This is a genomic window from Bradyrhizobium erythrophlei (genome assembly GCF_042430365.1).
GTDB classification, from domain to species: Bacteria; Pseudomonadota; Alphaproteobacteria; order Rhizobiales; family Xanthobacteraceae; genus Bradyrhizobium; species Bradyrhizobium erythrophlei.
Genome location: NZ_JBHMET010000244.1, coordinates 26420 through 44548, shown reverse-complemented (window position 1 = coordinate 44548; position 18129 = coordinate 26420). Strand labels below are relative to the sequence as shown.

Below are 18129 nucleotides of genomic sequence, written 5' to 3'. Positions count from 1 at the left end.
CGCCGGGTGGAACGATGCCTTCCTCTTCGAACTCCTCGGCCACATGCGATAGCCCTGCCCGCAAGCGGGAGAGGGGGCGCGGCTCGTTCGCGGTTACGATCTGGCCTGATGTCATCACATCCTAACGTTTGGTGTGTTCACCGATCGCAGGCACCGCGCCATACGGCCTGTCCTCGCCGACGAAGATCGCGGCCGGCGCCGGATAGGCGACACGGCCCTTCGGCGTGTCGACCTCGATGCGGCGCAGATGCGGATGGGTGGCGAGGTCGGCCATGGTGTTGACCTCGGCGAAGGCGATGTCGGCGTCGGCGAGCTTGGCCAGCAGTTCCTCGCGCGTCAGCCTGCCAAAGCTGTCGCTGACGATCTGATCGGTCAGCGCGCGGTTGTGCACGCGCTCGACCATGTTGGCAAAGCGGGGATCATCGGGCAGGTCGGGCTGGCCGAGTACCTCGGCGCACAGCTTCTTCCATTCGCGCTCGCTCTGGATCGAGATCAGGATCTCCTTGCCGTCCCTGGAGGGGAACACGCCATAGGGCGCGATCGACGGATGGGCGAGGCCGATGCGTTGTGGCGGCTTGCCGTTCTCGGCGTTGAGCAGCGGCACCGTCAACCAGTCGGCCATCACGTCGAACATCGAGATTCGGATATCCGCGCCCTGGCCGGTGCGGCCGCGCGCGATCAGCGCTTCGAGGATCGACGCATGCGCCGTGGCGCCGGTCGCGACGTCGACGATCGAGATGCCGACGCGCGAGGCGCCTTCCGGCCCGCCGGTGATCGAGGCGAGCCCGCTCTCGGCCTGGATCAAGAGGTCATAGGCCTTGCGGTCGGCATACGGTCCCTCATCGCCATAGCCGGTGATCGTGCACATGATCAGCTTGGGATAGTCCTTGCGCAGCCGCTCGCGCGAGAAGCCGAGCTTGTCCATCGCGCCGGGCTTGAGGTTCTGCAGCAGCACGTCGGCACTTGCGATCAGCTTTTCTAGCGTCGCGCGGCCTTCGTTGGTGGCGAGATCGATGACGACCGAGTCCTTGCCGCGGTTGAGCCAGACGAAGTAGCTGCTCTGGCCCTTCGCGGCGGCGTCGTAGCCGCGCGCGAAATCGCCCTCGGGACGCTCGACCTTGATGACGTGGGCACCGGCGTCCGCCAGGCGCGACGAGCAGAACGGTGCGGCAACCGCCTGTTCGACGGCGATGACGGTCAATCCTTCAAGCGGAAGCATGCGGCAGTCTCAGTAGGAGCGGGGCATGCCGAGCACGTGCTCGGCGACGTAGGACAGGATCAAATTGGTCGAGATCGGCGCCACCTGGTAGAGCCGCGTCTCGCGGAACTTGCGCTCGACGTCATACTCTTCCGCAAAGCCGAAGCCGCCATGGGTCTGCACGCAGGCATTCGCCGCGTCCCAGGAGGCGTCCGCCGCCAGCATCTTGGCCATGTTGGCCTCGGCGCCGCAGTCGAGCCCGGCTTCGTATTTGCGGGTGGCTTCCTTCACCATCAATTCGGCCGCGCGCATCGAGGCATAGGCTTTTGCAATTGGAAACTGGATGCCTTGGTTCTGCCCGATCGGCCGGCCGAACACGCTGCGCTCCTTTGCGTAGTTGGTGGCTTTTGCGATGAACCACTTGGCGTCGCCGATGCACTCGGCTGCGATCAGGATGCGCTCGGCGTTCATGCCGGAGAGGATGTAGCGGAACCCCTTGCCCTCGTCGCCGATCAGGTTTTCCGCCGGCACCTTCATGTCGGTGAAGAACACCTCGGTCGTGGCATGGTTCATCATGGTTCTGATAGGGCGGATCTCCAGACCCTTGCCCTTCACCTCGCGCATGTCGACGATGAACACCGAGAGGCCGTCGGTGCGCTTCCTGGACTGCTCCTTCGGCGTGGTGCGCGCGAGCAGGATCATCAGGTCGGAATGTTCGGCGCGGCTGGTCCATATCTTCTGACCGTTGACGACGTAATGGTCGCCGTCGCGGCGCGCGACGGTTTTCAGCGACGAGGTGTCGGTGCCGCTGGTCGGCTCGGTGACGCCGAACGCCTGCAAGCGCAGTTCGCCGGTCGCGACTTTCGGCAGGTACTTTGCCTTCTGCGCGTCACTGCCGTGCCGCAGCACCGTGCCCATCGTGTACATCTGGGCGTGGCAGCCGCCGCCGTTGCAGCCCGCGCGCTGAATCTCCTCGAGGATCGCCGCTGCCGCCGACAGTTTCAGGCCGGCGCCGCCATATTCCTCGGGGATCAGCACCGAGAGGTAGCCGGCTTGCGTCAGCGCATCGACGAATTCCTTCGGATAGGCCATCTGGCGATCGAGCTTGCGCCAATATTCGCCGGGAAACTGCGCGCAAAGCTTTGCGACGGCGTCGCGGATGTCGGAATGATCGTCGTGCTGCGGGTCGTGTGCGGTCATTGTTGCTTCTTGTCGAGAGGTTGCGCCTGTTGCGGGCCAAGCGCCCGCTGTTGTGGGGCCCCGGTAAACTCCCTATGCTCTTTTGTTATAGCGTATGAACCTGCCTTCCAGGATTGGCAAGTATGGATTTCCGCCAGCTTAGGACGTTTGCGTGCGTAGCGGAACTCGGGAGCCTGAGCAAAGCTTCCGATACCTTGCGGGTCGCGCAGCCGGCATTGAGCCGGCAGATCAAGCTGCTCGAGCACGAGCTGCGCACGGAATTGTTCACGCGCACCGGGCGCGGCATGGTGCTGACCGATGCGGGCCGGCTCCTGCTCGAGCGCACCGGCGGTATCGTGCGGCAGATCGACCAGATCCGCGACGACATCCAGTCCGCCGGCGGCGCGCCGTCGGGCCGCGTGGTGCTCGGGCTGGTGCCGACGGTGAGCTGCGTGCTGTCGGCGCGGCTGGCGCGGCGCACGGTGGAACGCTATCCCGGCATCGCGCTCTGCATCGTCGAGAGCTACAGCGGCCATCTGATCGAGTGGCTGCATCGCGGCGAGATGGATCTTGCCGTGATCTACGGACCGTCGGTCGATTTGCATCTGGCGGTGCAGAGCCTCGGCCGCGATAGCATCGTCGCGGTCGGGCCGCGCGGCTCTGGGCTGAAGCAGAAGAAGCAGGTCGAGATCGGCTGGCTGCTGCGCCAGCGCCTGGTGCTGCCAAGTCATTCGCACGGCCTCCGCGCGATGATCGAGCATGCGGCGGCGAAGAAGAAGCTGAACCTCGACGTCAAGCTCGAGGCGGATTCGTTCCGCGTGCTGACGAGCCTGGTCGAGGAGGGGCTGGGATATACGCTGCTGCCGCCGTCCTCGGTGCGCGGCGAGGTCGCTGAGGGGCGGCTGGAGACCGCGCCGATCGCGCGTCCGGCGCCGCGGCGCGAGCTGACCTTGGCCTCGCCGGTCGAGCATCCCGGCTCGAACGCGATCACGCTGATCGCAAGGCTGCTGCGCGACGAGGTCGCCGCCTGTCGCGCCGAGGGCCTGTGGGATATCCAGCTCACCTGAGCGCACCGCGCGTCACGTCACCGCGAAGCCGAGATGGCCGCGGAAGCGGTTCTTGAGATACGTGCCGTCGCGCGGCGGCAATGCGCGCTCGACTTCGCCGGCCGAAATCCTGATGCGTGCCAGCCGCGGTCCGCCGCGCAAGTCGCGAAGGCTCGCACGGAAGCTTTCGATGCCTGTCATGTCGGATATCTCGGTAACCGAGGCGATGCCTGCGCCGCTCGCGATCACCTCGAGCTTCGCGCCGAGGCCGGAATGGCTGACCTGCATGCCGGTCTCGCCGAAATGGCCGTTGTCGAGCACCGCGATCGAGAGATTGCCGGGCCTCTTCGCCGCGATCGTCAGCAGGCTACCGATCCCCATCAACTGCTCGCCGTCGCCGGTGACGACGAGCACCGGGCGCTTCGGCTGCGCCAGCGCCAGGCCGAGCCCGACCATCGCAGCACCCCCCATCGCGCCCCAGAGATAGAAATTGCCGGGATGCTCGCTGGCGTCGAACACATCATAGGACGACGAGCCGAGCCCGGAGATCACGAGCAGATCGCTGCGGTCGGCGAGCAGCGCCTTCACGCCGGCGCGGCGGTCGAGCGAGCCAAAGTTGGCGGACATCAGTGCGTCTCCTTCCACTTCTTGCGGCCGATCATCCGCTGCGCGATCAGCACTGCGACCTGCTGGTCGCCGTCATAGGCGAGCGAGGCGGCCGCCGAGATCACCTCCTCGGTGTCGTCGGGGTCCTCCAGCCGCAGCACGGTGACGCCCATGATCTCGAGCGCCTGCGCGGTTGCCTTGCCCATCGGGATCTGCCAGGGATTGAACTCGGCCCATTCGCCGCGCATCGTCACCAGCGTCAGAAACGGGAAGCGGCAGCTCGCCATCAGCGACAGCATGTTGACGCAATTGCCGACGCCGCTCGATTGCATCAACAGCACCGCGCGGTCGCCGCCGAGCCAGGCGCCGGCTGCCAGCGCCACGCCTTCTTCTTCGGTCGTCAGCACGGTGGTCTTGATCGCCGTGTCCGCGTGCGACAGCTTGATCAGCTTGGAATGTCCGGCGTCGGGGACATAGGAGACCTGGGTGACGCCAAAGCGCTTCAGCGTGCGGTAGATCGCAACCGGCCAGTCCCGGCTGGTCGCGCTGTCCTGGTGAACGGCAATCTGGTCCATCTTGGCCTCAGGTCCGGGGCGCGCGGTGACGCGTCCTCACACCGAAGCCTTAGCGCGCGGGGCGGTTTAACTCCCTTCGCATCTGGTTCGCGCAGCTATGCCGAAATTTTATAGGCGGCCGTCATCGCGAGCGAAACGGTATGAGATGGCTCCAACGGCGGCAGCCCGTCGTCAAGCATGCCCGCTGGTCCGCCTACGCATTCGTCGCTTAATGACTTCCCCCAGCGGGCGATCCGGCGATTTACGAAATGCCTTAAGCTGCTTCATCCGACCTTTGCGCAATGCTTGCGACTGCACTTCGTCGGCGACTTCGTTCGCACCGCTCCCCTGCGCGGCGACGAGAACTTGTCGCACGGAGCGGCGCTCACCTTGATGCGAGAGCTGTTTGCTGCGCGGAATGTTCTTTCGACTGCTCTTCTGATTCTCGCCATAGGTGTTGCGTCGGTCGCGTTCGTAGCTCAGTCGCTTTTTTTCCCGAGGTGTTTTGACCTTGCTCACAGATTGCTCCGAATTCAGTCTTGCGCTTTCCGTTCATGCTCGCAAAGCAGCCGGACGCGCTTGTCACAAGCGGCACCTCAGCGAGAAGAATCGGCCACATCACTGCAGCAGGCGCCAATCGCCCGAATGACCTTGGTGCGGGTATCCTCGCGCTTGATCTGACCGCAATCCTGCGCCTCCGATCTCCCATGATCGTTTGGCCGCAAAGTGTTCGGCTGCAGGGCATTTTAAAGCTTTGCAGCCCAACGTATTCTCAAGGAATAGTCTAAAATCGTACATACATTCGACTGAGATCAATGCCGCTGAAATGTCGGTCAGTGCGCGTTCTTGCCCACCATGAAGACGTACATGTCCCAAAAAGTCTCCGGATGATCGGCTTCAAAGCGGTGCCACTGATCGAGATTGGCCTCATCGGCCGTACCCGGAAACTGTTTGCGAAATTGTTCGATCACCGTCGGATCAGCAAAGGGTTCGAAGGCCCGGAAAGACAGATCATGATCGTTCAGGAATGCAGCGATCTCGGGAATGGTAAGGCGATGTTCCATGACATTGAACAGCAGGTCGCGGCAGCCGCTCATGCTGTAGAAATCTTTCGCGCCAATCAGCGGTTTCCACTGTTCCGCCTCGCGGATGATGTCCTGGCGACACCTTCTGATGTCGTCGGCCGTCGTGCGATAGCCGCGCGCCGCGATGCGGGCGCGGGCCTCCACGATCACGCGGCGCGCCAGTTCGCTGTAGAGGCCGATGCGCATCGTGCCATCCGGTCGCAGCAGCGAGACCAGCACGCGCCACCCGGCCGCAGGCTCCGCAAGATGATGGAGCACTCCGACCGACTCGATGCTATCGAAGGTGCGACCGATCCTGCCTAGTTCCAGAATATCTGCCTGTGCATACTCGATATTAATCAGGCCCAGCTCCCGCGTCTTTCGGCGCGCATAGGCGAGGCTGGTCAGGCTGACGTCGACCGCGAGCAGACGGGCGTTCGGAAAGACTTGCGCGATCTGAATCGCGTGCGAGCCGGTCCCGCAACCCGCGATCAGAATATCCAGTTCGGCTTGCCGTTCCGCTGTCGGGATGATCTTTCCCCGCGCCTGATCGGCAGCGAATGCCGTCAGCGGGTTGATGGTCCAGCGCGGATAAGGATTTTCCTCGTACTGGCGCATCACTTCGACCGATACGCTGTTCTTGATCGGGGTAAGCGCCGCAATGGCGCTGCGCTCGGCCATTTCCTCCAGCGGCTCGCGAAGCTGCACCTTTAGCAATCCCGCCACGCTGGCAGGCCACTCCCGGCGCAGGAGCGCTTCCGCCATCGGCATGGCGTGAAGCGGGAAATAGGCCGCAACGACCGCCAGCGTGAGCGGAGTGACGGCGGCCCCTGAGGCCAGGTCCTGCAGCAATCGGTCGCGGAGGACGCTCGCAAGTCTGCTTTCCGCTTCGGCCAGTGCATAGACATATTCGTTGATGAAGCATTGCCGGGCCAGTGCGCAGGCAAAGGGGATTATGTCGTCGTCGATCTCGCCGTTGTCTTCGCGGTGCTCGCCGGCAAGCCGCAGCAGCTCGGCGCGCGCATATCCGAGCAGCACTTCAAGCTGTATGCTTGGCAGCGTCGTCGCTTCCATCGCACAGCAGAGGAAGAGGTCGCGCGCAAGCGGGATGACGCTCTCGCTGCCGAATAATTCGACGGTCGTTACCGGTAGCGGCCACTTGCCGGCAATCCGCGCGCCATAGGTGGCGACGACGGGGCTCTGCAGGATGAAGCTGACGGCCTTCTCGTCCATGCCGAGCGCGAGCGCCTTGCTGAAATGCGCGGCCGCTTTGCTGCGGTTGCCCAGCGCCTGATGTGAATTGCCGGCATTGTAGTGGCAGGCGGCGTTCACCTCGTCCGAGGCAATCGCCTTGGCGAACATCTTCACTGCGGCCCGGTGATCGCCGGATGCCTGCGCTATCAGGCCGAGGAGATTCAGGGTCTGCACATGTGCGGGCTCGCGTGCGAGAATTTGTCGGCAAATCTCCTGCGCTTCGTTGACGCGGCCCACCCCGCGCAAACGGCTTGCCTCGGCGGCGAGGTCGACGATGCTGGCGCCTGCCGGGCCGAAGGCAGGCGCGTTTGGCCTCCTTGCGGCCTCGTCGCCTCGCTTATTGGCCGCACGTCGTTCTTTTCGGTTCATGTCCCGCCAACTGGTCCAAACTGCAACGCCGCCCAACAGCACACCGAAAGGCGGCGGTTTGGGACGGCGCATCAACCAACCACGCCCGGCAGACATAGGGCCGATCGCGATTGCAGCCAAGGATAATCTACTACATTGCTGGTGGACGGCGGATGCCCCGTATGGCGCGGCTCATGCTCGCGCCACCGCCGATCCGTCATAGGTTCGAGATCGGTCGCCACCTTGGTTGCGACCGTATCATTGTCGCGCCCCTATTTGTTGTGGCGTGACGATGTTGAACCAGAAATACTGGTTGAGATTGACGAGATAGCTCATCAGCTCGCCGAACTTCGCCTGATTGCCGGCAAACCTGACCTGTCCGGTCTTGATCGCATCCTCGAACGACAGCTGCTTGGTCAATACTTTCGTCAGGGTAGCACGATCCACGGTGATGCTGACATCGGCCCTGGCATCGGTGTAATCGGGCCAATGGTTGAGCACGGAGTTCTCCAGGAAGAGCGCGTGCTTCTCGTTGATGTCAGGAAAGATCCAGTTGACGGCAAGCGTCTTGCCGTCGGCCTTCCTGGCGTCCAGCTGCACGCCCATGTAACCGAACAGCAGCTCCGGCGACATGCTGGCAACGATGTCGGCGCTCGCCGGGTTGCCGGTGGCCAGCTTCTTGACACCGTGTCGAAGCTCATCGGCGCCGGTCAGGTAGAAGTCGCGCCAGGGGCCGGATTCCGCCTGGTAGCCCATCTGCTCGAGGATATCGGCTTGCAGGTTCTTCGCATCCTGATTGTCGGGCTGGGCAAACACCAGGTGGTTCACGAGCTCGGCGCCCCAACGGTAATCACCATTCTTGAATGCCCCGCGCCCGAGCTTCAATACGGCTTCCGGGCCGCCCATCGCCGCGACATACCTCGCTCCAGCTTCAGCCGGCGGCAGCGGGTTCAGCGTGGCGGCGTTGCCGTCGAAGTAGCCGAGATAGAAATTGTAGACCGCACGCACATTGTGGCTCTGGCTGCCATAGTAGCCCCGGCTCGCCCATTGGTTGGCGAGCGATTGGGGAAGCGTCACGAGGCCCGGCAGCTCGTTCATGGTATAGCCCATGTTGGCGTAATGCAGCGTCTGGTCGTGGATGAACTTGTAGGTGTCGCGCTGCACCTTGATCAGCCGCGTGATCTCGGCATTCCCCCAGGTCGGCCAATGGTGCATCGTGATCTGCACTTCATAGCGGTCTCCCCACATCTGCAGGACCTGGTTCAGGTACATCGGCCACAGCCGCGCGTCCCGCGTCTTGGCGCCGCGCAGCGTGTAGAGATTGTGCATCGTATGCGTGGCATCCTCGGCCGTATTGATCAGCCTGAACTTCGGCAGATACCACATCATCTCCGACGGAGCCTCCGACCCCGGCGCCATCAGGAATTCGTATTCGATGCCGTCGATGACCCGCTTCTCGCCGGTCTTGGTGATGAGGTCGGTCGGCGCAATCAGCGTGACCGTGCCGCTCGACGTGGTGACGCCCAAACCGGCCGTCACGGTGCCCTGCGGGCCAGGGGGAACCAGGTTGCCGTACATGTAGGACGCGCGGCGCCCCATCGCGGTGCCTGCGAAGAGATTCTCGGCGACGTAGTTCTCCAGAAAGCCTTCGGGGGCATAAATCTTGACCTTGCCCGATGTCACGTCGGCTTCGTCCACAATGCCGCGTACACCTCCGGCGTGATCCACGTGGGAGTGCGAATAAATCACCGCCACGACAGGCTTCCTAGGCCGGTTCTGGTAGTAAAGGTCGAGCGCGGCGCGCGCGGTTTCCGCTGAGATCAATGGGTCGTAGATCGTGATGCCCTGCTCCCCCTCGACGATGGTCAGGTTCGACAGGTCAGCCCCGCGCACCTGGTAGACGCCGGGCACCACTTCATAGAGGCCAGCCTCCATCAGGAGTTGCGACATGCGCCAAAGACTGGGATTGACGGTGTCGGGCGCGGCCGCATCATCCTTGATGAAACCGGTGAACCTTGAGAGGTCCCAAACCTTCCCACCACTCTTGTCACTGATGACACCGTTGTCCGGCAATCGCGCGATCAGGCCGCGCTTTGCGTTTGCGAAATCTTCCCTGTCAGACCATGGTAGTGAGGCCGTCGAGTTCTTGTTGAACTCCAGTGTGGATGGCGATGCCGGCTTGGAATCGCTGGCCGTCTGCGCGTGTGCCATCGCACCGGCTAGCGCCAGGGCCAATCCTGCGGCCATGATGCGGAACGAATACCCGGTGGAGGCGCCCAGCAGCGATCGTCGGCTTGAAAGGGTGGAGTGTGTCAATGTTGCTCTCCCATCCACGCAATGACTCTGCATCGTCGTAGGGCCTCCCGTGTTGCGTACGCTTTCCTTGTGTACATGCTGTCGCCACTACCCCGGCGCAGCGGCTGGGCGTACTACTTCGCTCAATCCCCCAGCCGTATCAGCCTGGCGTGGGCGTGCCAGTTAACGTGGAGCAGTCGTCAGCAGCAGACGTGGGCGTCGTCGGTCAATGCGTCATGCGCAACGGGTGCGACGACGAGTCATCTCCCAATCCTCTAAACCTTACGGGAACGCGGCATCGCCGTTGATCTGCTTCCTCTAAATTTGATGGCCGCCCAATAAATGGATGGTGTCGGACTGCTAGCGTACATCGAACGCTCGTCCTCAATCTTTGTGCAGTCTTCCTGCGTTCTCAGCCTGTTGAGAGCACAAGCGCGTGACCATGGAAGTTCGGCACACGGCCGACTGCTCATGTCAGGTCCGCCGTTCCGCTCTGCTCAAACGGACTATAGTACAAGTCGTTGCTGCCCGCGATGTCCGAGTTGGGCACGAGCGTCGCCCTTTGCAACACTCGGCAATCCGTCAACTTCCGCTGTGCCCCGTTCGCGACCGAGGTCCTGTGGCGGTGCAATATGTCGCGATGGGGCCAACTCCGGACATTTCCAAGGAGTCACCGTTGGGGTTTAGGATTGGATGATCAGCGGACCTCGGCGAGGCCGCTCCCGCTGCCGCGATCGAGTCGCCGGCCATAGCCTCGCGGTGTCTGCGGGTTGGGTCGAACTGGCCCCCGCGGTATCGAGGGCCCGAAGGGAGCCCATGACCGGGCACGTGACGTGCTATCGAGAAGAGAATGGGATATAGTGTTGGTTCCTTTAGGCCACGCCGAAATAGTCGGTGGTTGCCATGCAGCCGATTGCGCACTGGCTCAATGCACTTGGCCTCGGGCAATACGCTCAGCGTTTTGCCGACAACGACATTGATGCGGGCATTCTCCGCAATCTGACTGACGAGGACCTCGAAAACATCGGAGTTTCGCTGGGACATCGCAAGAAAATAATGCGCGCGATTGCAGAGCTCGATGAGGTTGGAATAACGCCGGCGTCGCCTCGCTGGGACGAAGCCGAGAGGCGTCAGCTCACAGTGATGTTCGCTGATCTTGTTGGTTCGACAGCGCTCTCGACCCGGCTCGATCCTGAAGACTTGCGAAAGATCATCAGCGCCTATCAACGCCGTTGCGCCGAGGTCATCGCGAAATCCGGGGGTTTCGTCGCGAGATATATGGGCGACGGCATACTCGCCTATTTCGGCTATCCGCAGGCACACGAGGAAGATGCCGAGCGAGCGGTGCGCGCTGGCCTGGAATTGATTGAGGCGGAGGCGAAGCTCGATGATGGCGCAGAAACCGCTTTGCACATGCGGTCGCCATCGCCACCGGCCTGGTGGTCGTTGGGGACCTGCGCAGTGAGGGCGTGGTGCAGGAGCATGACGGCCGGCCGCTGCCAGACTTGGCCGGTTGGGTACTGTGTCAATCTTGTCAGTTCATTGGCCGGGATCGTCGTGCCGGGCCAGGGCGCTGGAGATCGATCTCCCGGGTTCGATGGGCAAATGGATCAAGGTCCCGAGCGCGGAATTTTTGGGGCTTTGAGACGACAATGGAGGTGAAAAAAATGCACGTGCTCAGAAAAGCCATTCTTGCTGCCGCCTGTACCGCCGGCCTTGCGGCTGCGACAACGCCGGCTCTTGCCCAGACGACCTTGCGCGCAGTGATGCATTCGGATCTGAAAATTCTCGATCCGATCTGGACCACGGCCTATATCGTCCGCAATCACGGATACATGATCTATGACACGCTCCTCGCGCAGGACGAGAAGGGCGTCGTCCAACCGCAGATGGTCGAGAAGTACGAAACCGCGCCCGACAACAAGAGCTACACCTTCACGCTTCGCGACGGCCTGTTGTGGCACGACGGGCAGCCGGTGACGTCGGAAGACTGCATTGCCTCGATCAAGCGCTGGGCAATCAAAGACTCTCTCGGTCAGAAGATGATGACCTTCGTCGACTCGATCGCGGCGGTCGACGCCAAGACCTTCACCATCAAGCTCAAGGAACCGACCGGTCTCGTGCTGCTCGGCCTGTCAAAACCCTCGTCCAACGTGCCGTTCATGATGCCCAAGCGCGTCGCCGAGACGGACCCCAACAAGCAAATCAAGGATTTTACGGGATCAGGACCCTTCGTCTTCGCCAGGGATGAATGGAAGCCCGGCGACAAGACCGTCTACGTCAAGTTCGACAAGTACAAGCCGCGCCCGGAGCCTCCATCCGGTCTGGCGGGCGGCAAGGTCGCCAAGCTGGATCGCGTCGAGTGGCGCGCCATTTCAGACGCGCAGCAGGCGCTCAACGCCCTTTCGAAGGGCGAAATCGACTTCGTCGAACAGCCCAGCCACGACCTGCTCGGGACCCTGAAGAAGGATCCGAACGTCGATATCGTGGCATCGCCGATGCTGAAGGCACAATACGTCTTCCGCCCCAACACGCTGCACAAGCCGTTCGACAATCCGAAGATTCGCCAGGCGTTGTGGTACGCCTTCAATCAGGAAGACTTCCTGATGGCGACCGTCGGGGACGAGAATTACATCCAGCCATGCAAGGCGCTTTTCATTTGCGATACGCCGCTGGCCACCACCAAGGGAATGGATGCACTTCTGACCTCCAATGCGAAGAAGGCTCAGGAGTTGCTGAAGGACGCAGGCTACGACGGCACGCCGGTGGTGCTCATGCACTCCACCGACCTCAAGGCCCTGACCAATCTGGCGCCGGTGGCGAAGTCGCTGATGGAGAAGGCCGGATTCAAGGTCGACATGCAGTCCATGGATTGGCAGACGCTGGTCGCGCGGCGTGCCAAGAAGGACCCGCCGGACGCCGGCGGCTGGAATGCCTTCCTCACGGCCTGGGTCACAGCTGACGTGATGAACCCGGTCTCCACCGCCTATGTGAACGCGGCTTGCGACAAGGCGTCGTTCGGCTGGCCCTGCGACGCGCAACTGGAGAAGCTGCGTGACGACTTCGCCCGCGAGACCGACCCCGCCAAGCAGAAGGCGATCGCGGAGGCGGTGCAATTGCGTGTCATCGAATACACGCCCGAGATTCCGCTCGGCGAGTACGTCCAGCCGGCCGCGATGCGCAAGAATGTCAAAGGCTTCGTGATTGCGCCCGTTCCGGTATTCTGGAACATGGAAATCACGAAGTGATGTGACGGCTGCGGGCGGCGGTTTTTCCGCCGCCCGTCTCGCTTCGAGGGTCGATCGATGTATGGCTACCTATTCCGGCGACTGCTCGGCACGATCCCCGTGATGTTGGTGGTTGCCATCTTCATCTTCCTGATGCTCCGGCTGACGCCATCGGATCCGGCGGCGATCATCGCCGGCGACAACGCCACCACCGAACAGGTGGCGAAGATCCGCGGTCAGCTCGGCCTCGACCGGCCGATGGTGGAGCAGTTCTTCATCTGGTCCGGCAAGGTGCTGAGCGGCGATTTCGGCGAGAGCTTCTTCTTCAAGAAGACCGTCGCCTCGCTGATCGGCGAGCGCATCGAGCCGACGCTTTCGCTGGCCTTGATCACGATGTTGCTGGCAGTTTTGGTGGCCGTTCCGCTCGGCGTGCTGGCGGCGCATCGGCACGGCTCGTGGATCGATCGCATCGTAATGGGCTTTTCGGTGCTCGGGTTTTCGATGCCGTCCTTCGTCATCGGCTATCTCCTGATCTACCTGTTCGCGGTGTGGCTGGGCTGGCTGCCCGTACAGGGCTATCAGCGGATTTCGGAAGGGCTAGGCGGCTGGCTGCGAGGGCTGGTTCTGCCCTCGTTGACGCTGTCGATCATTTTTGTTGCGCTGATTGCGCGAATGACCCGCACCAGCATGCTTGAAGTGCTGTCCGAGGACTACATCCGCACGGCGAGAGCGAAAGGACAGAGCGAACGCAAGGTGCTGTTCCGCCACGCGCTGCGCAATGCGGCGGTTCCGATCGTCACCGTGATCGGGCTCGGTGTTGCGCTCTTGATTGGCGGCGTTGTCGTCACCGAAAGCGTTTTCACGATCCCGGGTCTCGGCCGGCTGACAGTCGACGCAGTGCTGGCGCGCGACTATCCGACGATCCAGGCCGTGATTCTGCTGTTCTCGTTCGTCTACGTCATGATCAACCTGGCGGTCGATATGATCTACACGCTGCTCGATCCAAGGATTCGCTACTGATGGCCGACGTGATCCTCGACACTCCGATCGCGGCACCGGCGAAGCCCGCCGCGACATTTCGCAACCTGGTGCACAATCCGGGTGTCGTGTTCGGCGCGACCGTCATCCTAATCGTATTGCTGATGGCGCTTCTCGCGCCGCGGCTCGGCACCATCGATCCCACCGCGATCAATCCGATCGCGCGCAACAAAGTCCCCGGCGCGGAGTTCTCGCTGCGGACCGACACCGGCGAACGCATCAAGATGATTGCCCTGTTCGGAACAGACGGGCTGGGCCGCGACGTCTATAGCCGGGTAGTCTATGGGGCGCGCATCTCGCTCCTGGTCGGCGTCTCGGTGGCACTGATTAGCGTCGCTTGTGGCCTGTTTATCGGCCTGCTCGCGGGCTTCTTCCGCATTCTCGACGCCATCATCATGCGCATCATGGACGGCTTGATGGCGATTCCCGCCATTCTCCTGGCGATTGCCATGGTGTCGCTGTTCCGCTCCAGCGTGCTGACGGTGATCATCGCCATCACGGTCCCGCAAATCCCGGGCGTGGTCCGGCTGGTGCGTTCCATCGTGCTCAGCGTGCGCGAGGAGCCCTATGTCGAGGCGGCGGTGACGCTCGGCACCTCGACCCCGAAATTGCTGTGGCGCCACGTATTGCCTAACACGATCGCGCCGATGATCGTGCAGGGCACCTTCATCTGCGCTGCCGCCATTCTCGTCGAGGCCATCCTCTCGTTCCTCGGCATCGGCGTGCCGCCGGAAGTGCCGACCTGGGGCAACATCATGGCCGAGGGCAGACAGGTGTTCAGCCTGTTCCCCCATAATATCATCTATCCCGGCGTGTTCCTCGCGATGACCATCCTCGCGGTCAACGTGCTGGGCGACGGGATGCGCGACACGCTCGATCCCAAGATGACGAAGCGGGTCTGACATGGCCGGACCCGTCCTCGAGATCGCCAATCTTTCCGTCGCCATCAGGGGCAGTGGCGACCGGCCTCACGCCGTGCGGGGCATCAACATCACGGTCGGCGCCAACGAGATCGTCTGCGTCGTCGGCGAATCCGGCTCCGGAAAATCTGTTACCGCGCAGGCGGTGATGGGTCTCCTGCCGAGGAACGCAATGCAGGTCGAGACCGGTTCGATCCGGTTGCAGGGCGAGGAGCTGACCACGAAATCGGATGCCGAGCTGCGCGCGATCCGCGGCACGCGCATGGCCATGGTGTTCCAGGAGCCGATGACCGCGCTCAATCCGGTCGAGCGGGTCGGTGACCAGATCGGCGAAGTGCTGGAGGTTCACACCGACCTCGACCCGACCGAGCGCCGCAAGCGCGTGCTGGAGATCATGCGCGCGGTGCATCTGCCGGATCCCGAGCAGATGATCGACGCCTATCCGCATCAGCTCTCCGGCGGCCAGCGCCAGCGCATCATGATCGCCGCGGCGCTGGTGCTCGATCCCGCATTGCTGATCGCCGATGAACCGACCACCGCGCTCGACGTCACGACGCAGGCGCAGATACTGAACCTCGTGAGGGAATTGCAGGGCCGCAAGAAGACCGGGGTACTGTTCATCACCCATGATTTCGGCGTCGTCTCCGAGATCGGGGACCGCGTCGTGGTGATGCGGCTGGGCTCGATCGTGGAGCAGGGCTCGTGCGAGGAGGTGCTGCGCAACCCGCGTGAAGATTACACCAAAATGCTGCTGGCGGCGGTGCCGAGCATGACGCCGCCGATGCGCTCGCCGGTGAGCGGAGCCGTGGTGCTGCAAACAGAGAAATTGTTCAAGACCTACGGCAGGCGCTCGCTGTTCCAGCCGAAGGCGCGGATAGTCAACGCGGTCAGCGACGTTTCTCTGACAGTGCGGCGCGGCGAAACGCTCGGTATCGTCGGCGAATCCGGCTCCGGCAAGTCGACGGTGGCGCGTTGCGTCGCGCGGCTGGTGGAGCCGACCAGCGGCGCGGTCCGGATCGACAACGTCGACATCGCGTCGATCAGGGAGGCGAAGTTCCGCTCCATGCGGCGGCGGGTGCAATTCGTGTTTCAGGATCCTTACCGGTCGCTCAATCCGCGCCGCACGGTCGGCGAAGCCATCATCGAGGGGCCAATGAATTTTGGCCTCGGGCGCAAGGAAGCCTTGCAGCGCGCGCGCGACCTGATGGCGGTGGTGCAACTGTCGCCGGATGCGCTCGACCGTTACCCGCACCAGTTCTCGGGCGGGCAGCGCCAGCGCATCTGCATTGCGCGGGCGCTCGCGATGGAGCCGGAACTCCTGATCGGCGACGAGCCGGTTTCGGCGCTGGATGTCTCGGTGCAGGATCAGGTGCTGAGGCTTCTCGACGAGGTGCGCCGCAAGTTCAATCTCGCCGTGCTGTTCATCACGCACGATCTGCGGGTCGCAGCCCAGGTCTGCGACCGCATCGCCGTGATGCAGCGCGGCGTCATCGTCGAAGAGGGCACGACGTCGGAGGTTTTTGCCGCGCCCCGGCACGAATACACCAAGGCGCTGTTCGACGCGGCTCCGGGACGAAACAGGGAGTTTTTTGCGGGCGCCGCTGCCGGGGCCTGATCGGCGCGGCCTGGCGATCGATCCATCACGAGCCGACCCGCAACGGCGCGCCCAGTTTGCGCAAATGTGAAATGACAGACGCGCGGTGATACGGCCGTTTTTTGGATTGTCCGACGGTACGTCTTCGATCGACATCGAGAAGCTTGCGGAATCCGAGACGGCCTCGACCCGGTGCACGTACCCGTTCGAGCGACGGGTCGGCCCCTATTTCGAGCGTCATCCGGTCCGCGCCGATCCTTGCGAGCGACAAGGCGACCGCGACATTGAGATTGGCCGGAAAGCCGATCGCCCGCCTCGCGCGGCGTTCCCTCAAAAATGCGCATCGGTTCAAAAGCGCCGTTTTGACCTTCTGCCAGCCACTTCCGGTCTTCCCCCATCAACGGACATTGTCAGTATCCGTCGGCATGTCAGAAAAGGGGCCCATAACCGGCAATCCTTCGATCGAGCAGAAGATTTCTGCTTGATCCCCGAAACCCGATATCCGCGTCTTGGCGAGCGCGCGCCCTAGCCCGGAATCCGTACCGGCAGGTTCTCGATGCCGCGCACGAAGCTGGAATAGACCCGCTTCGGCTCGCCGACCACCTCGATGCGGTCGAAGCGCTTCAGCATCTCCTGCCAGACGATCTTGAGCTGCAGCTCGGCGAGCCGCATGCCGACGCAGCGGTGGATGCCGAAGCCGAACGAGATATGGGTGCGCGGCCGGGCGCGATCGATGATGAACTCGTTGGGCCGCTCGATCACCTCCTCGTCGCGGTTGCCCGAGACGTACCACATCACGACGCGGTCGCCCTTCCTGATTGTCTTGCCGCCGAGCTCGGTATCCTGGAGCGCGGTGCGCCGCATATGCGCGAGCGGCGTCTGCCAGCGGATCACCTCCGGCACCATGGTGTCGATCAGGTCCGGGTTCTCGCGCAGCTTCTTGAACTGCTCGGGGTGCTCGTGCAGCGCCAGCACCGAGCCGCTCATGGTGTTGCGCGTGGTGTCGTTGCCGCCGACGATCAGCAGGATGATGTTGCCCATCAGATTGTCAGGGTCCATGTGCCGCGTGGCGTCGCTATGCGCCATCATCGACAGGAGGTCGTTCCTCGGGGGCGCGTTGACGCGTTCGTTCCAGAGCCTGGAGAAATAGGCGTAGCATTCGTCCATTTCCTTGCGCCGCTGCTCCGGCGAGTCCACGACGCCGCTCTTCGGCAGCGCGGTCGAGACGTCGGACCAGCGCGTCAGCTTGCGCCGTTCCTCCCAGGGGAAGTCGAACAGCGTCGCCAGCATCTGGGTCGTCAATTCGATCGAGACGCGGTCGACGAAGTTGAAGGTCTCGTTGCGCGGCAGATTGTCGAGCACGGAGGCCGAGCGCTGCCGGATCAGTTTTGCCAGTTCGTCGAGATGCGTCGGCGTGAACATCGGCGACACGGTCTTGCGCTGATGGGCGTGCTTCGGCTGGTCCATCGCGATGAAGCTCGGATAGTCGTAGCCCGGCGGCACGTCGCGGATCGAGATGCCGCCGAGTGTGGAGTCGGAGGAGAAGATGCCGTGGCTGGTGTCGACATGCATGATGTCGTTGTACTTCACCACCGACCAATAGGGCTCGATCGGCGCGTTGGTGCAGTAATGCACCGGCTCTTCCTTGCGCAGCCGCTCGAACCATGGCCACAGCGTGTCGTTCTGGAACAGCTTTGGCGCACCGGGATGGAAATCCTTCAGCGGGGTTGAATAGGCCTCCTCGCGGGCCTGGCGCTGCAGCTCGGCTTTGTCGGCTCGGATGGCGGCTTGGACGTTCATGGCTTT

14 protein-coding genes and 1 pseudogene are annotated in these 18129 nt (G+C 62.9%); 6 read left to right on the top strand and 9 right to left on the bottom strand.

The window, feature by feature from the left end:
• Window positions 1-121 precede the first annotated feature (121 nt).
• Both ACFFWD_RS36905 and ACFFWD_RS36900 read right to left on the bottom strand, forming a co-directional pair.
• The gene (locus tag ACFFWD_RS36905; protein WP_376974091.1) at window positions 122-1219 is read right to left on the bottom strand and encodes a CaiB/BaiF CoA transferase family protein; all 1098 of its coding nucleotides are present in this window, start codon (window positions 1217-1219) and stop codon (window positions 122-124) included.
• A 9-nt stretch (window positions 1220-1228) separates the two neighbouring features.
• Window positions 1229-2398: an acyl-CoA dehydrogenase family protein gene (locus ACFFWD_RS36900; protein ID WP_376974089.1), complete on the bottom strand. Its 1170-nt coding sequence runs from the start codon at window positions 2396-2398 to the stop codon at window positions 1229-1231.
• 122 nt (window positions 2399-2520) lie between these two features.
• Here ACFFWD_RS36900 and ACFFWD_RS36895 point away from each other — a divergent pair, with 122 nt between their 5' ends.
• A complete protein-coding gene (locus tag ACFFWD_RS36895; protein WP_376974087.1) occupies window positions 2521-3444 on the top strand; it encodes a LysR family transcriptional regulator in 924 nt (307 codons plus the stop codon).
• 12 nt (window positions 3445-3456) lie between these two features.
• Here the strand turns inward: ACFFWD_RS36895 and ACFFWD_RS36890 are convergent, their stop codons facing one another.
• From ACFFWD_RS36890 to ACFFWD_RS36870, 5 genes are all read right to left on the bottom strand, one after another.
• Entirely contained in the window at window positions 3457-4050 is a 594-nt protein-coding gene (locus tag ACFFWD_RS36890; protein ID WP_376974085.1) for a thiamine pyrophosphate-dependent enzyme, read from the bottom strand.
• Window positions 4050-4604 carry a phosphonopyruvate decarboxylase gene (locus tag ACFFWD_RS36885; protein ID WP_376974083.1) on the bottom strand — a complete coding sequence of 185 codons (555 nt, stop codon included), beginning with the start codon at window positions 4602-4604 and terminating at the stop codon, window positions 4050-4052. The genes ACFFWD_RS36890 and ACFFWD_RS36885 overlap by 1 nt, the downstream gene beginning before the upstream one ends.
• Before the next feature lie 171 nt (window positions 4605-4775).
• Window positions 4776-5102 (bottom strand): hypothetical protein, encoded by a 327-nt coding sequence (locus ACFFWD_RS36880; RefSeq protein WP_376974081.1) that lies wholly within the window; start codon window positions 5100-5102, stop codon window positions 4776-4778.
• A gap of 314 nt (window positions 5103-5416) precedes the next feature.
• Window positions 5417-7390 carry a class I SAM-dependent methyltransferase gene (locus ACFFWD_RS36875; RefSeq protein WP_376974079.1) on the bottom strand — a complete coding sequence of 658 codons (1974 nt, stop codon included), beginning with the start codon at window positions 7388-7390 and terminating at the stop codon, window positions 5417-5419.
• A gap of 117 nt (window positions 7391-7507) precedes the next feature.
• Entirely contained in the window at window positions 7508-9565 is a 2058-nt protein-coding gene (locus tag ACFFWD_RS36870) for an alkyl/aryl-sulfatase (protein ID WP_376974077.1), read from the bottom strand.
• Window positions 9566-10447: 882 nt separating this feature from the next.
• Here ACFFWD_RS36870 and ACFFWD_RS36865 point away from each other — a divergent pair.
• The 5 genes from ACFFWD_RS36865 to ACFFWD_RS36845 are packed head-to-tail and all read left to right on the top strand — an operon-like array spanning window position 10448 to window position 16344.
• On the top strand, window positions 10448-11206 hold the full coding sequence (locus ACFFWD_RS36865; protein ID WP_376974075.1) for an adenylate/guanylate cyclase domain-containing protein: 759 nt from the start codon (window positions 10448-10450) through the stop codon (window positions 11204-11206).
• A gap of 5 nt (window positions 11207-11211) precedes the next feature.
• The gene (locus ACFFWD_RS36860) at window positions 11212-12792 is read left to right on the top strand and encodes an ABC transporter substrate-binding protein (protein WP_376974073.1); all 1581 of its coding nucleotides are present in this window, start codon (window positions 11212-11214) and stop codon (window positions 12790-12792) included.
• A gap of 57 nt (window positions 12793-12849) precedes the next feature.
• On the top strand, window positions 12850-13791 hold the full coding sequence (locus ACFFWD_RS36855) for an ABC transporter permease (RefSeq protein WP_376974071.1): 942 nt from the start codon (window positions 12850-12852) through the stop codon (window positions 13789-13791).
• Window positions 13791-14711 carry an ABC transporter permease gene (locus ACFFWD_RS36850; protein WP_376974069.1) on the top strand — a complete coding sequence of 307 codons (921 nt, stop codon included), beginning with the start codon at window positions 13791-13793 and terminating at the stop codon, window positions 14709-14711. The genes ACFFWD_RS36855 and ACFFWD_RS36850 overlap by 1 nt, the downstream gene beginning before the upstream one ends.
• A 1-nt stretch (window position 14712) precedes the next feature.
• Window positions 14713-16344: an ABC transporter ATP-binding protein gene (locus ACFFWD_RS36845; RefSeq protein WP_376974067.1), complete on the top strand. Its 1632-nt coding sequence runs from the start codon at window positions 14713-14715 to the stop codon at window positions 16342-16344.
• A 25-nt stretch (window positions 16345-16369) separates the two neighbouring features.
• On the opposite strand, the pseudogene ACFFWD_RS36840 reads toward ACFFWD_RS36845, so the two are convergent.
• Window positions 16370-16673: pseudogene (locus ACFFWD_RS36840) on the bottom strand (aspartate dehydrogenase domain-containing protein); the annotation flags it as partial.
• 175 nt (window positions 16674-16848) lie between these two features.
• Window positions 16849-18123, bottom strand: a complete 1275-nt coding sequence (locus tag ACFFWD_RS36835; RefSeq protein ID WP_376974065.1) for a cytochrome P450 — start codon at window positions 18121-18123, stop codon at window positions 16849-16851.
• Window positions 18124-18129 lie beyond the last annotated feature (6 nt).

What these genes read in the sequence shown, in the direction of transcription:
- ACFFWD_RS36905 (WP_376974091.1), bottom strand. Translation starts at nt 1,219, where the DNA reads ATGCTTCCGCTTGAAGGATTGACCGTCATCGCCGTCGAACAGGCGGTT.
- ACFFWD_RS36900 (WP_376974089.1), bottom strand. Translation starts at nt 2,398, where the DNA reads ATGACCGCACACGACCCGCAGCACGACGATCATTCCGACATCCGCGAC.
- ACFFWD_RS36895 (WP_376974087.1), top strand. Translation starts at nt 2,521, where the DNA reads ATGGATTTCCGCCAGCTTAGGACGTTTGCGTGCGTAGCGGAACTCGGG.
- ACFFWD_RS36890 (WP_376974085.1), bottom strand. Translation starts at nt 4,050, where the DNA reads ATGTCCGCCAACTTTGGCTCGCTCGACCGCCGCGCCGGCGTGAAGGCG.
- ACFFWD_RS36885 (WP_376974083.1), bottom strand. Translation starts at nt 4,604, where the DNA reads ATGGACCAGATTGCCGTTCACCAGGACAGCGCGACCAGCCGGGACTGG.
- ACFFWD_RS36865 (WP_376974075.1), top strand. Translation starts at nt 10,448, where the DNA reads ATGCAGCCGATTGCGCACTGGCTCAATGCACTTGGCCTCGGGCAATAC.
- ACFFWD_RS36860 (WP_376974073.1), top strand. Translation starts at nt 11,212, where the DNA reads ATGCACGTGCTCAGAAAAGCCATTCTTGCTGCCGCCTGTACCGCCGGC.
- ACFFWD_RS36855 (WP_376974071.1), top strand. Translation starts at nt 12,850, where the DNA reads ATGTATGGCTACCTATTCCGGCGACTGCTCGGCACGATCCCCGTGATG.
- ACFFWD_RS36850 (WP_376974069.1), top strand. Translation starts at nt 13,791, where the DNA reads ATGGCCGACGTGATCCTCGACACTCCGATCGCGGCACCGGCGAAGCCC.
- ACFFWD_RS36845 (WP_376974067.1), top strand. Translation starts at nt 14,713, where the DNA reads ATGGCCGGACCCGTCCTCGAGATCGCCAATCTTTCCGTCGCCATCAGG.
- ACFFWD_RS36835 (WP_376974065.1), bottom strand. Translation starts at nt 18,123, where the DNA reads ATGAACGTCCAAGCCGCCATCCGAGCCGACAAAGCCGAGCTGCAGCGC.